Source organism: Streptomyces sp. NPDC002104 (assembly GCF_053593795.1).
In genome coordinates this window covers 24,366-38,116 of sequence record NZ_JBSFDF010000035.1, presented here as the reverse complement: position 1 = coordinate 38,116, position 13,751 = coordinate 24,366, and the positions used below count along the sequence as shown (strand labels likewise).

Annotated in this window: 10 protein-coding genes; 9 read left to right on the top strand and 1 reads right to left on the bottom strand. The window is 73.6% G+C overall.

Going from position 1 to position 13,751, the window contains the following annotated elements:
* Positions 1–62 precede the first annotated feature (62 nt).
* The gene (locus tag ACWCP2_RS26090) at positions 63–1,850 is read right to left on the bottom strand and encodes a dolichyl-phosphate-mannose--protein mannosyltransferase (RefSeq protein ID WP_450911005.1); all 1,788 of its coding nucleotides are present in this window, start codon (positions 1,848–1,850) and stop codon (positions 63–65) included.
* Between the two features lie 190 nt (positions 1,851–2,040).
* Between ACWCP2_RS26090 and rsmI the strand changes: the two genes are divergently transcribed.
* From rsmI to ACWCP2_RS26045, 9 genes are all read left to right on the top strand, one after another.
* Entirely contained in the window at positions 2,041–2,916 is an 876-nt protein-coding gene (gene rsmI / locus ACWCP2_RS26085; RefSeq protein WP_450911053.1) for a 16S rRNA (cytidine(1402)-2'-O)-methyltransferase, read from the top strand.
* 271 nt (positions 2,917–3,187) lie between these two features.
* A complete protein-coding gene (locus tag ACWCP2_RS26080; protein ID WP_450911052.1) occupies positions 3,188–3,568 on the top strand; it encodes a hypothetical protein in 381 nt (126 codons plus the stop codon).
* A 10-nt stretch (positions 3,569–3,578) separates the two neighbouring features.
* Positions 3,579–4,457 (top strand): TatD family hydrolase, encoded by an 879-nt coding sequence (locus tag ACWCP2_RS26075; protein ID WP_450911004.1) that lies wholly within the window; start codon positions 3,579–3,581, stop codon positions 4,455–4,457.
* Between the two features lie 817 nt (positions 4,458–5,274).
* Complete coding sequence (locus tag ACWCP2_RS26070; protein WP_450911051.1) at positions 5,275–6,657, top strand: ubiquitin-like domain-containing protein; 1,383 nt, start codon at positions 5,275–5,277, stop codon at positions 6,655–6,657.
* Between the two features lie 128 nt (positions 6,658–6,785).
* Positions 6,786–7,625, top strand: a complete 840-nt coding sequence (gene rsmA / locus ACWCP2_RS26065; RefSeq protein WP_274553182.1) for a 16S rRNA (adenine(1518)-N(6)/adenine(1519)-N(6))-dimethyltransferase RsmA — start codon at positions 6,786–6,788, stop codon at positions 7,623–7,625.
* The gene (locus tag ACWCP2_RS26060) at positions 7,622–8,524 is read left to right on the top strand and encodes a 4-(cytidine 5'-diphospho)-2-C-methyl-D-erythritol kinase (protein WP_450911003.1); all 903 of its coding nucleotides are present in this window, start codon (positions 7,622–7,624) and stop codon (positions 8,522–8,524) included. Before rsmA ends, ACWCP2_RS26060 begins: the two co-directional genes overlap by 4 nt.
* A 109-nt stretch (positions 8,525–8,633) precedes the next feature.
* Entirely contained in the window at positions 8,634–9,977 is a 1,344-nt protein-coding gene (locus ACWCP2_RS26055) for an acyltransferase family protein (RefSeq protein ID WP_450911002.1), read from the top strand.
* A gap of 28 nt (positions 9,978–10,005) precedes the next feature.
* Positions 10,006–11,805 (top strand): ABC-F family ATP-binding cassette domain-containing protein, encoded by a 1,800-nt coding sequence (locus ACWCP2_RS26050; protein WP_450911001.1) that lies wholly within the window; start codon positions 10,006–10,008, stop codon positions 11,803–11,805.
* Between the two features lie 139 nt (positions 11,806–11,944).
* The gene (locus tag ACWCP2_RS26045) at positions 11,945–13,696 is read left to right on the top strand and encodes an outer membrane protein assembly factor BamB family protein (RefSeq protein ID WP_450911000.1); all 1,752 of its coding nucleotides are present in this window, start codon (positions 11,945–11,947) and stop codon (positions 13,694–13,696) included.
* The last annotated feature ends 55 nt before the right edge of the window (positions 13,697–13,751 follow it).

The following is a 13,751-nucleotide window of genomic DNA, read 5'->3' as shown; positions in this document are numbered from 1 at the left end:
AGGACCCTCTGGAGCAGACCTTACGTCGAACAGACAGACGGTTCAGGTGTTTGGTTGCCCTGTTACACCCAGGTGTCCAGCCACATGCGGTTCTGCCAGGAGTCCATCGGGATGGACTGGCCCGTGTAGATCGGCCAGAAGTAGATGAAGTTCCACACGATCAGGAGCACCAGGACGCCCGCCGCCACCGCGCCCAGGGCGCGGCGGCGTTCCGAGGAGCCGGCCGGGCCCAGCAGGGCGCCGATCATCATGGCCACCGCCAGGCACAGGTACGGGACGAAGACCACCGCGTAGAAGAAGAAGATGGTCCGCTCCTGGTAGTTGAACCAGGGCAGCAGGCCCGCGCCCAGCGCGCACGCGATCGCGCCGGCCCGCCAGTCGCGGCGGAAGATCCAGCGCCACAGCACGTACAGCAGCGCGAAGCAGGCCGTCCACCACAGCAGCGGCGTGCCGAGCGCCAGCACCTCGCGGGCGCACTTGGCGGTCTCCGTCGCCGGGCAGCCGTCGGTGCCGGGCGCGGGGGACTCGTAGAAGTAGGAGACGGGACGGCCCAGGACCAGCCAGCTCCACGGGTTCGACTCGTAGGTGTGGCCCGAGGTCAGGCCCACGTGGAACTTGTAGACCTCCGTCTCGTAGTGCCACAGGCTCCGCAGCCACTCCGGCACGAAGGACCACGAGCTGTGCTGGTCGTTCTTGGCGGCCCAGTCGCGGAAGTAGCCGCCCTTGCCGTTGTCGGGGGAGAGGATCCAGCCGAGCCACGAGGCCAGGTAGACGGAGATCGCCACGGGGACGGTGGAGAGGAAGGCGGGCAGCGCGTCGCGGCGCAGCATCGCCGTGTACGGGGTGCCCGCGCCCGCCGTGCGGCGGGCGGCCGCGTCCCACAGGACGGTCAGCACGCCGAAGAAGGCCAGCACGATCAGGCCGTTCCACTTCGTGCCGAAGGCCAGGCCGAGGCTGACCCCGGCCAGGACGCGGTACGGGCGCCAGCCCAGCTTCAGCGTCTCCGCGATCACGGCGTCCGGCCGGGTCCGCCCCTCCTCGTCCACCGGGAGCGCGGCCGCGAGCCGGGCCCGCGCCTTGTCCCGGTCGATGACGAGTGCTCCGAAGGCGCCCAGCACGAAGAACATCAGCACCAGGTCGAGCAGGGCGGTCCGGCTCATCACCAGGTGCAGGCCGTCCACGGCCAGCAGGAGGCCGGCCAGGCAGCCCAGGAAGGTGGAGCGGAACAGCCGCCGGCCGATGCGGCACAGCATCAGCACGGACAGGGTGCCGAGCAGTGCGGTCATGAACCGCCAGCCGAAGGGGTCGAAGCCGAACATCCACTCGCCCAGGCCGATCACCCATTTGCCGACCGGCGGGTGCACGACGTAGCCGGGGTCCAGCGGGAGGGGCACCCCGTCGGGGTTGGCGAGGATCGACTTGTCGATGTCCTTGGGCCAGCTCGCCTCGTAGCCCTGCTGGATCGTGGCCCAGGCGTCCTTGGCGTAGTACGTCTCGTCGAATATCACCGCCTTCGGGGTGCCCAGACGGGCGAACCGCAGCACCCCCGCGACCAGCGCGACCAGCAGCGGCCCGGCCCACGCCAGCACCCGCTCCCAGCGCCGCGCCGCGTCCGGGCCGATCCCGATCTGCGCCCACAGCTGCGCGGAGGGCCGGGCGTACGGGGGCACCAGGCGGGCGGCGACGTCCGACGGCCGCTTCGCCCCGGCGGGTCGCACGTAGCCGAAGCCGCGCAGACGGCGCAGCCAGGCGGACGGCTGGGCGGCGGGGTCGGGGTCGGGGCCGGGCCCGGCCTCGGTGGCGGGCGGGGCCCCCGCAGGGCTGGGCGGCGGCGTCGCGGTACTGGTCACCGGCACATCGTAGGGAACGACCCTGTGCCGGACCCAGGGGGACGGCAGTGTGGGGCGCGGCGGTTGGGGCGGCTGAGAGGATGGGGCGGTGACCACTGAGCAGCCCCGCACCGCCGAAGCCCCCTCCCCGGCCCCCTCCACGGCCTCCTCCCCGGCTCCCTCCACGGTGTCGTCCTCCGACGGGAACGGGGTGGGCGTCCTCGTCCTCGCCGGAACCCCCATCGGCGACCTCGCCGACGCCCCGCCGCGGCTCGCGTCCGAGCTGGAGCGGGCCGATGTGATCGCCGCCGAGGACACCCGGCGGCTGCGCCGGCTCACGCAGGGGCTCGGCGTGTACACCACCGGCCGCGTCCTGTCGTACTTCGAGGGCAACGAGTCCGCGCGCACCCCCGAACTGGTCGAGGCCCTGGAGGCCGGCAAGCGCGTCCTGCTGGTCACTGACGCCGGCATGCCCTCGGTCTCCGACCCCGGCTACCGGCTCGTCGCCGCCGCCGTGGAGAAGGACATCAAGGTCACGGCCGTCCCCGGGCCCTCCGCCGTCCTGACCGCGCTCGCCCTCTCCGGGCTGCCCGTCGACCGCTTCTGCTTCGAGGGCTTCCTGCCCCGCAAGGCCGGCGAGCGGCTGAGCAAGCTCCGCGAGGTCGCCGCCGAGCGCCGCACCCTCGTCTACTTCGAGGCCCCGCACCGGCTCGACGACACCCTGGCCGCCATGGCCGAGGTCTTCGGCGCCGGCCGGCGGGCCGCCGTCTGCCGGGAGCTGACCAAGACCTACGAGGAGGTCAAGCGCGGCGGGCTCGGCGAACTGGCCGCCTGGGCCGCCGAAGGCGTGCGCGGGGAGATCACCGTGGTCGTCGAGGGCGCCCCGGCCGCGGCCCCCGGAGACGTGGACGCCGAGGAGCTGGTGAACCGGGTACGGGTGCGCGAGGAGGCGGGGGAGCGGCGCAAGGAGGCCATCGCGGCGGTCGCCGCGGAGGCCGGGGTACCCAAGCGCGAGGTCTTCGACGCGGTGGTCGCGGCAAAGAACGCGGCACAAAAGTCGCCGTCGGTCGGTAAAGAGCTAACCTGAAAAGCAAAGCTCAGACCGCGCACCGGGCGCTTTGGGCATGACTCGCCCAAGGACCGTCCAACAGTAGACAGGGCCTGATGCGCTCCCGCCCGAAGAGGCGTCCACTGGCAATGGCACCAGTGGAACAAGAGGAGCTGGCATGAGTGAGATCGCCGAACCCGCACCCGTCTCCGTACCCACCGCTTCGACCGTCACCGCACCGGGCACCGCCGCGGCGGCTCCGGCTCCCGCCGCCGTCCCGACCGTGCACGAGGCGTACTCCTTCGCCTGCATGAAGTGCGGTTACGGCTGGGAGCAGGGGTACGAGATAGAGCACCACACCGACGGCAGGGGCATGCCGTTCATCGTCTACACGGCGGACGGCGAGCGGGTTCCCTCCCCCCTGTCCAACCCGACCTGCATGAACTGCGGCGGCCACGTCGTGCGGATCATGCGGGAGGGCCAGGTCAAGTCGGTCATCGGCATGCTCGACCAGCTCTACCACCACCGCGCGGCCCCCGGGATCGCCGGCCCGGTACCCGCCGGGTACACCGCGAAGCCCCCGAAGACCCCCAAGCCCCGCAAGGCCGCCCTGCACGACGCCCCCGGGCCGGTCCCGGTGGAACGGCCCGGTCTGATGGCCCGGCTGCTCGGGTTCTTCCGCCGGTCATAAGATCGGCCGCATGAGCCGTAGTACGCCGAACGACGCGCCGCCCCCGCTGCCACAGCCGCTCCGGGTGGCGGTCGCCGACTCCCACACCCACCTGGACATGCAGTCCGGCACCGTCGAGGAGGGCCTCGCCAAGGCCGCCTCCGTCGGGGTCACCACCGTCGTCCAGGTGGGCTGCGACGTGAAGGGCTCCCGCTGGGCGGCCGAGACCGCCGCCGCGTACGAGAACGTCCACGCGGCCGTGGCCCTGCACCCCAACGAAGCCCCCCGGATCGTCCACGGGGACCCCGACGGCTGGTCGCGGCAGGGCGCCCGCGCGGGCGGCGGCGAGGCCGCCCTCGACGACGCGCTCGCCGAGATCGAGGCGCTGGCCGCCCTCGCGCACGTCAAGGCGGTCGGCGAGACCGGCCTCGACCACTTCCGCACCGGCCCGGAGGGCATGGCCGCGCAGGAGCGTTCCTTCCGCGCGCACATCGAGATCGCCAAGCGGCAGGGCAAGGCCCTGGTCATCCACGACCGCGAGGCGCACGCGGACGTGCTGCGGATCCTGCGCGAGGAGGGCGCCCCCGAGCGGACCGTCTTCCACTGCTACTCCGGAGACGCGGAGATGGCCCGGGAATGCGCCGCCGCCGGCTACTACATGTCCTTCGCCGGGACCGTCACCTTCAAGAACGCGGCGCCGCTGCGCGAAGCCCTGGCGGTGGCCCCGCTGGAACTGGTCCTCGTGGAGACGGACGCCCCGTACCTCACCCCGGCCCCGTACCGCGGACGGCCGAACGCGCCGTACCTCATCCCGCTGACCGTACGGGCCATGGCCGCGGTCCGCGGCATCGACGAGGACGCCATGGCGACGGCCCTGGCGGCCAACACGGCCCGCGCCTTCGCCTACTGAGCACCGCGCGAGGACCGGGTGAGGACCGGGTGGGGCCTGCGTGGGGACCGCCTCACCCGTTCGCCACGTTCCGTAGCCGTTCCGCTTTGTAGCGTGACGGACGCTCCGCTAGGGTGCCGTGCCCGAAGCAGCCGGACGGACCAGTGGAGCGAGCGCGATGAGCGATGTGGCCTGGCCGGCCGGTGGACGCGACCCCTGGGCCACGGGGCCGGGCCCGGACCCGGCTCCGGACGGGTACGAGGCGCCGGGGGCGGTGGGCACGGGCCTGGCGGCGGGTCCGGGGCCCGACCGGTACCTGGCCACGCGGCCGGGCCCGGACCGGGACCCGGGACCGTACGCGCAGGCTCCGGACGGGTACGAGGCGCCGGGGCCCCACCGGGACGCGGGCACGGACCGGGACCCGGGACCGTACGCGCACCCCTACCCGGGCCCGGCCCCGGACCCGAGGACGCCGGCGGTCGGCTCGGGCTCGGCCCCCGGCCCGGGGCCGTACGGGAACCCGGACCCGTACGAGGGCCGGGCGACGGTGACCCCGGTCCTGGACGCGGGAACGGTCCCGTTCCGCGACGTGGATGCCGGAACGGAGCCCTTCGGGGACGTGGGGCCGGAAAGCGGCCTCTCCGCAGGCCGGGGGGCGGGGCCGGAGCTCGGCCTCGGCTCGGACTGGGAAATGGAGCCCTTCCCGCGTGCGGGGGAGGACCCCGACCCGTCGCCGGCCCCGGAGCCCGGGGTGCCCGCGCCCCGGGGTGGTGGGCGGCGGCGTACGGCGGCCGAGCCCGGGGCGGGGCGCCGGGCGCGCGGGCGGAGCCCCGTTCCGGTGGCGGCCCCGGCCGCCGGTGCGGCGCAGGGACTGGCGCCGAGCCCCGAGCCGGAGGCCCCGGCCACCGGCCGGCGCCGCCGCGGCGGGCCAGCCGCGTCCTCGGACACCGCCTCCGCCCCGGCCGGGCCGGCCCCCGCGGGAACCGGGCGCCGCCGGGGCGCGGCCGGAGGCGGCCCCGGTACGGTCCCCGCCCCGGCCGGACCGGGCACTGGCCCCGGCACCGTCCCCGGCACCGGCACCGGCCCCGTCCCCGGTCCGAGGCGGCGTCGCGGCGCCGCCCCCACTCACCGGGACACCTGGCGGCGCATCGTGCCGCAGGCCCTGGTCGTCGCGTTCCTGGCGGGCGGCACCACCGCCTTCGTCGCCGCAGACAAGTCCGTACGCCTCACCGTCGACGGAGTCCCGCGGACCCTGCACACCTTCGCCGGCGACGTGGACGAGCTGCTCGCCGCCGAGGGACTCGGCGTCGGCCCCCACGACCTGGTGGCCCCGGCCGGGGCGCAGGTCCTCGACGACGGGGACGAGATCGTCCTGCGCTACGGCCGCCCGCTGAGCCTGACCCTCGACGGGCAGCGGCGCCAGGTGTGGACCACCGCCCGCACCGTGGACGGCGCGCTGCGCCAGTTCGGCATCCGGGCCGAGGGCGCCTACCTCTCCGCACCCCGCACCGCCCCCGTCCCCCGGACCGGCCTGACCCTCGCCGTCCGCACCGAGCGCAGCATCACCTTCATGGCCGACGGCCGCGAGCGGCCGATCCGCACCAACGCCGCCACCGTGCGCGAGGCCCTCGACGAAGCCGGGATCAGCCTCCACGGCCAGGACACCACCTCCGTGCCCGCCGACTCCTTCCCGCGCGACGGCCAGACCGTCACCGTGCTCCGCATCACCGGCACCCGCGAGGTCCGCGAGGAACGCATCCCGTACGCGACCGAGCGGGTCAAGGACTCCTCCCTCTTCGCCGGCACCGAAGTCGTCGAACGCTCGGGCCGGCCCGGGGCGCGCAGGGTCACGTACAGCCTGCGCACCGTCAACGGGGTCCGGCAGAAGCCGCGCAGGATCGCCGAGGAGACCGTCCGCGAGCCCGTCAGCCAGCTCGTCAAGGTCGGCACCAAGGCGCTGCCGTCCTCCGTCCAGGGCGCGGACGGCCTCGACTGGGGCGCGCTGGCCCGCTGCGAGTCCGGCGGCCGGCCCGGCGCCACGGACCCCTCGGGCACGTACGGAGGGCTCTACCAGTTCGACGTACAGACCTGGCAGGCGCTCGGCGGGAGCGGCCGTCCGCAGGACGCTCCGGGCCCGGAACAGACGTACCGCGCCAAGAAGCTGTACGTCCAGCGGGGGGCGAGTCCGTGGCCGCACTGCGGCCGTACCCTTTATCGGTGAGCACAGCAGAGCAGCAGCAGCCCGAAAGCACCGTGCCGGAGACCTCCGCGCCCGAGACCTCCGCGCCGGAGACCTCCGCGCCGGAGACCCCCGCGCCGGAGACCTCCGCCCTCCTCGGCGCGGCCGACATCCGGGAGCTGGCCGCCGTACTCGGCGTACGGCCGACGAAGCAGAAGGGCCAGAACTTCGTCATCGACGCCAACACGGTGCGCCGCATCGTGCGCACCGCCGAGGTCCGGCCGGACGACGTGGTCGTCGAGGTCGGACCCGGACTGGGCTCGCTGACGCTCGCACTGCTGGAGGCCGCCGACCGGGTCGTCGCCGTCGAGATCGACGACATCCTGGCGGCCGCGCTGCCCGCCACCATCGAGGCGCGGATGCCGGAGCGCAAGGACCGCTTCGCGCTGGTCCACTCCGACGCGATGCTGGTCAAGGAGCTCCCCGGACCGCCGCCGACCGCGCTCGTCGCGAACCTCCCCTACAACGTGGCCGTGCCGGTCCTGCTCACCATGCTCGACCGCTTCCCGAGCATCGAGCGGACCCTGGTCATGGTGCAGGCCGAGGTCGCCGACCGGCTGGCCGCCGAACCCGGCAACAAGGTCTACGGGGTCCCCTCCGTCAAGGCCAACTGGTACGCGGACGTCAAGCGGGCCGGCGCCATCGGCCGCAAGGTCTTCTGGCCCGCGCCGAACGTCGACTCCGGGCTCGTCTCCCTGGTCCGCCGGGCGGAGCCGGTCAAGACCACCGCGACCAAGGCCGAGGTCTTCGCGGTCGTCGACGCGGCCTTCGCGCAGCGCCGCAAGACGCTGCGCGCCGCACTGTCCGGCTGGGCCGGATCGGCCGCGGGCGCCGAGGCGGCGCTGGTCGCCGCCGGGGTCTCACCGCAGGCCCGCGGCGAATCCCTCACCGTCGAGGAGTTCGCGGCGATCGCCGAGCACAAGCCCGCCGCGGAGAGGCCCGCGCTGTGAGCGACACGGTCACCGTACGGGTCCCCGCGAAGGTCAACGTCCAGCTGGCGGTGGGCGTGGCCCGGCCGGACGGCTTCCACGATCTCGCCAACGTCTTCCTCGCGGTCTCCCTCCACGACGAGGTCACCGCGACCGCGGCCGGTCCCGGCGAGCTGACCGTGACCTGCGCCGGCCCGGACGCCGACAAGGTGCCGCTCGACCGCACCAACCTGGCGGCCCGGGCGGCGCGGATGCTGGCGGAGCGGGCGGGGCTGAGCCCCGACGTGCACCTCCACATCGAGAAGCGGATCCCGGTGGCGGGCGGCATGGCCGGCGGCAGCGCCGACGGGGCGGCCGCCCTGGTCGCCTGCGACGCCCTGTGGGGCCTGAAGACCCCGGCCGGGGACCTCCTCGACATCTGCGCGGAGCTGGGCAGCGACGTGCCGTTCAGCCTGGTCGGCGGGGCGGCGCTGGGCACCGGGCGCGGGGAGATCCTGACCCCGGTCGAGGCCGGGACCTTCCACTGGGTGTTCGCGGTGGCCGACGGCGGCCTCTCCACCCCGGCGGTGTTCCGCGAGTTCGACCGGCTGACGGCCGGGGTGGAGGTGCCCGTGCCGCAGGCCTCGCCGAAGCTGCTCGCGGCGCTGGCCTCCGGTGACCCGGACGAGCTGGCCGCCACGCTGGAGAACGGGCTCCAGGCGGCGGCCCTTTCGCTGCGCCCGTCGCTCGCCGGCACGCTCGCGGTGGGCACGGACGCCGGAGCCCTGGCCGCGCTGGTGTCGGGCTCCGGCCCCACGACGGCCTTCCTGGTCCGCGACGCGGAGTCCGCGGCCAAGGTCGCCGCCGCGCTCGACGCCTCCGGCACCTGCCGCAGCACCCACCTGGCCACGAGCCCGTCCCCGGGCGCGACCCTGCTCTGACCGGCTGCGCCGGGCCGCCCCGCGCGGCGGGAAGGGGCGCCGGGGTACCTAGGGCGGAGTGAGTATCCGCGCCCTGTTCGCCGCGGGCCGCGCGCGGGAGCGTGGGGGCATGGGAGCCAGCGCAAGCGACATCGTCGCCCTCACCCCCGCCTCGCGGGACCGTTACGTCGACCTGCTCAGGGTCGCCTCGCTCGGGACCGTCATCGCGGGGCACTGGCTGATGGCCGCCGTCAGCGCCGACGGCATAGGGAACCTGCTCGCCGTCGTGCCGCCGCTCCAGGTGCTCACCTGGGCGCTGCAGGTCATGCCGGTGTTCTTCTTCGTCGGCGGGTTCTCGCACGCCCTGTCCTACCGGTCCCTCGCCCGCCGCACCGACGGCCCCGTCTACGCCGCCTTCCTGCGGGCGCGCCTGCGCCGGCTGCTGCGGCCCACCCTGGTGTTCGTCGCCGTCTGGACCGCCGTCGCGCTCGGCGCGCAGCTCCTCGGCGGGGGTGGCGGGCGGCTGTCCGGGGCGGCCTTCCGGCTGGTCACGCAGCCGCTGTGGTTCATCGGGATCTACCTCGCGATGGTGGCCCTGACCCCGCCCCTGCTGAAGCTGCACGAGCGCCACGGCTGGGCCGCCTTCGGGGCGCTGGCCACCGCCGCCGCCCTCGTCGACCTGCTGCGGTTCGCCGGAGGCGTCCCGTACGCCGAGTTCCTGAACTTCGCCTTCGTCTGGCTCGCCGTCCACCAGCTGGGCTTCCTGCGCGCCGACGGGCGCATCCGCCGCCCCGGCGTCCTCGCCGCCGCCGGGCTCGCCGGGGCCGTGGCGCTGGTGGCGTACGGGCCGTACCCGCTGTCCATGGTCGGGATGCCCGGGGAGAAGGTCTCCAACATGGCCCCGCCCACCCTGGCCCTGCTCGCGCACGGGCTCTGGCTCGTGGGCGCCGTGGAACTGCTCAGGGGTCCTGGCGCCGCCTGGCTGGAGCGGCCGAGGGTCTGGCGCGGCGTGGTCGCCGCCAACGGGGTCGCCATGACCGCCTTCCTGTGGCACCTCACCGCGATGCTCGCCGTGTACGCCGCCCAGCTCGGCCTCGGCATCGCCCTGCCCGAGCCCGCCGGGGCGGCCTGGTGGGCCCAGGTCCCGGTCCGGTTCCTCGCCGCCGCCGCGCTGACCTGCGTACTCGTCGCGCTCTTCCGGCGCTTCGAGGCACCCGGTGCGAGCAGCGCGGGGCCCGGCGCCGGCCCCGGATCCGGCCCCGGATCCGGCCCCGGCGCCGCCCTCGGCACCGCGCTCTGCCTGCTCGGCGTCCTCGGGCTCTCCACGACCGGCCTCGGCGGGCTCCTGGAAGGCCACAGCGCCACCCTGATCGCCCTCCCGGTGACCGCGCCCGCCGCGATCGGCATGGCGCTGGGCGGCTGGCTGCTGGTGGAACGGTCCGGCACTTCGCGGAGGGTTAGGCTGAGGGGCTGATCCACACCCCTTCCCTGGAGCGCTCCTGATGGCCGTCAACCTGGTCAATGTCGAGGCAGTCAGCAAGGTGTACGGCACCCGTACCCTGCTCGACGGCATCTCCCTCGGCGTATCCGAGGGGGACCGGATCGGTGTCGTCGGCCGAAATGGCGACGGCAAGACCACCCTCATCCGCATGCTCGCCAAGCTGGAGGAGCCCGACAGCGGCCGGGTCACCCAGAACAGCGGCCTGCACATGGGCGTGCTCACCCAGCACGACTCCCTCGACCCCAAGGCCACCGTCCGCCACGAGATCATCGGGGACATGGCCGACCACGAGTGGGCCGGCAACGCCAAGATCCGCGATGTGCTGACCGGCCTGTTCGGCGGGCTCGACCTGCCCGGCTTCGGCCAGGGCCTCGACACCGTCATCGGCCCGCTGTCCGGTGGTGAGCGCCGCCGCATCGCGCTGGCCAAGCTGCTCATCGCCGACCAGGACCTCCTCGTACTCGACGAGCCCACCAACCACCTGGACGTCGAAGGCATCTCCTGGCTGGCCAAGCACCTCCAGGAACGCCGCTCCGCACTCGTCTGCGTCACCCACGACCGGTGGTTCCTCGACCAGGTCTGCACCCGCATGTGGGACGTGCAGCGCGGTGACGTCCACGAGTACGAGGGCGGCTACAGCGACTACGTCTTCGCCCGCGCCGAGCGCGACCGCATCGCCGCCACCGAGGAGTCCAAGCGGCAGAACCTGATGCGCAAGGAGCTGGCCTGGCTGCGCCGCGGCGCCCCGGCCCGTACCTCCAAGCCGCGCTACCGCATCGAGGCCGCCAACGAGCTGATCGCCGACGTGCCGCCGCCGCGCGACAAGTCCGCGCTGATGAAGTTCGCCAACGCCCGCCTCGGCAAGACGGTGTTCGACCTGGAGGACGTGACCGTCCAGGCCGGCCCCAAGACCCTCCTCAAGCACCTCACCTGGCACCTGGGCCCCGGCGACCGCGTCGGTCTCGTCGGCGTCAACGGCGCCGGCAAGACCTCCCTGCTGCGCGCCCTCGGCGAGGCCGCCCGCACCCAGGGCGAGGTCCAGCCGGCCGCCGGCACCGTGACCGTCGGCAAGACCGTCAAGCTGGCCTACCTCTCCCAGGAGGTCGGCGAGCTCGACCCGTCCCTGCGGGTGCTGGAGGCCGTGCAGCGGGTCCGCGACCGGGTCGACCTCGGCCAGGGCCGCGAGATGACGGCGGGCCAGCTGTGCGAGCAGTTCGGCTTCACCAAGGAGAAGCAGTGGACGCCCGTCGGCGACCTCTCCGGTGGTGAGCGGCGCCGGCTGCAGATCCTGCGCCTGCTGATGGACGAGCCCAACGTCCTCTTCCTCGACGAGCCCACCAACGACCTCGACATCGAGACCCTGACCCAGCTGGAGGACCTCCTCGACGGCTGGCCCGGGTCGATGATCGTGATCTCGCACGACCGGTTCTTCATCGAGCGCACCACCGACACGGTCATGGCCCTGCTGGGCGACGCGAGCCTGCGGATGCTGCCGCGCGGACTCGACGAGTACCTGGAGCGCCGCCAGAAGATGATCGACGCGGCCTCTCCGGCGCCCGTGCCCGCCGCCGGCGGAAAGTCCTCGGCCTCCGGGGACGCGCGCGCCGCGAAGAAGGAGCTGCAGAAGATCGAGCGGCAGCTCAACAAGATGACGGACCGCGAGAGCAGCCTGCACGCCCAGATCGCCGAGAACTCCACGGACTTCGACAAGGTGGCCAAGCTCGACGCCGAGCTGCGCGAACTCATCTCGGACCGCGACGACTTGGAGATGCGCTGGCTGGAGCTCGCCGAGGACGCGTAGCCGAGGGCGCGCGAGCGAATAACGGCGGCATCACGGGCCGGTCCTCCCTTGGGAACAGGGGCCGGACCGGCCCGGGCAGTTCACGCCGTCAGTGATAGAAAGGGCTTCCTCCCACACCCGAAGCCGAAGGTATGCGCTGATGACCGAGCCGCCCCAGCCGCCGAACCAGCCGCCGAACCCTTCCGGTTACGGACACCTCCCCGGACCCCCGCAGCCCGGTTACGGATTCCCGCCGCAGGGCGAGAACCCGTACGCGCAGCAGCCCCAGCCCCAGCCCCAGCAGCCACCCCAGCCGCAGCAGCCGCAGGGTCCGTACGGCCAGCAGCCGCCGGGCCCGTACGGCCAGCAGCCGCAGGGCCCGTACGGGCAGCAGACGCCCGGGGGTTACGGATTCCCGCCCCAGCCCCCGCACATGCCCCCCGGCGCCCCCGGTTTCCCCGGCGGCCCCGGCATGCCTCCGCCGCCCGGCGGCCCCAAGAAGAAGCTCGGCGTGCTGATCGCGGCCGCGCTCGCCGGCGTCCTCGTCCTGGGCACCGGCGGCTACTTCCTGCTCTTCTCCGGGAAGGACCACGGCAGCGACAAGGTCATCGGGCAGGACACGACGCCGCCGCCCGCCGACGACAAGGCCTCCCCCTCGGCCTCCGTGGACAAGGGCGACGGCAGCGGCAACGGCGGGGAGGAGGAGCAGGACCTCAACGCCGGCCGCAAGCAGGGCGAGGACAAGGTCCTCTGGCTCAAGAGCAGCACGATCGACGGCCCCGGCTCGGGCGTCGACACCAAGGGGCAGTGGATCGTCGGGGACACCGTCGTCAAGACCGTCTGGAAGTCGGTCACCGGCTACGGGGTCAAGGACGGCAAGGAGAAGTGGACCCTCACCCTCCCCGACGTGATCTGCGGGGTCACCGACATGACCGCGGACGGCAAGACCGTCGTCATGTACGAGAACGCCGAGTCCGCGAGCTCCACCTGCAACATGATGCGGCAGATCGACCTCAAGGCGGGCAAGGAGGGATGGACGAAGGAGGTGCCGAAGGAAGGCCTCTTCGACATCATGACCTCCCCGGACCTCGCCCTCACCGGTGACGCCCTCGTCGTCAACCGGACGGGCACGAGCAGCGCGTTCAAGGTCAGCACCGGGGAGAAGCTCTTCGACAACAAGCGGGACGAGGGCTGCCGGCCCACCGACTTCGTGGCGATGAACGGCAAGATGCTCGCCATCGCGACCTGCCAGGACGTCGACAAGACCGTCCAGGTCATGGACGCCGACCCGGCCACGGGCAAGAACACCTGGATCCACAAGCTCCCCAAGGGCTTCGAGGTCAACAACGTCTACTCGCTGGACCCGATCGTCCTCGACCTCGGCAGCGGCGAGGGCAAGGAGCGCTCCATCGTGGTCCTCGGACCCGACGGCAAGCAGCGCGCCACCGTCTCCGGCGAAGGCAGCTTCCCGGTCGGCTGCGGCGGCCTCTTCAACCACTCGCTCCAGAGCTGCGGTTCCTCCTCCGTGGACGCGAACACCCTCTACCTGCCCACCAAGACCGACATCGGCAAGCCGAACGAGATCGTCGCCTTCGACCTGGGCACCGGCAAGGTGAAGTGGCGCACCCCGGCCGGCGAGGGACGCACCCTCACCCCGCTGAAGGCGGCGGGCGGCCAGGTCGTCGTCTACCGCGAGGCCACGAACGACAAGGGCGGCGAGGTCCTCACGATCCCGGCCGCCGGAGGCACACCCACCGTGGTCCTGCGCAATCCGTCCGGCGCCTCGGCCCCGGTGGAGAGCTCCTTCTACTCCCCGATCGTGGACTACGCGGACGGCCGGCTGTTCGTCTCCGCCTCCCGTCTGCAGGCCAAGAACACGAGCGAGAAGTTCCTGATGGTCTTCGGCAAGTGACGGCCCGCCCCCCAGCGCACGAGCAGCCCGCAGAGCAGTCCGCCGACCCGCCCAC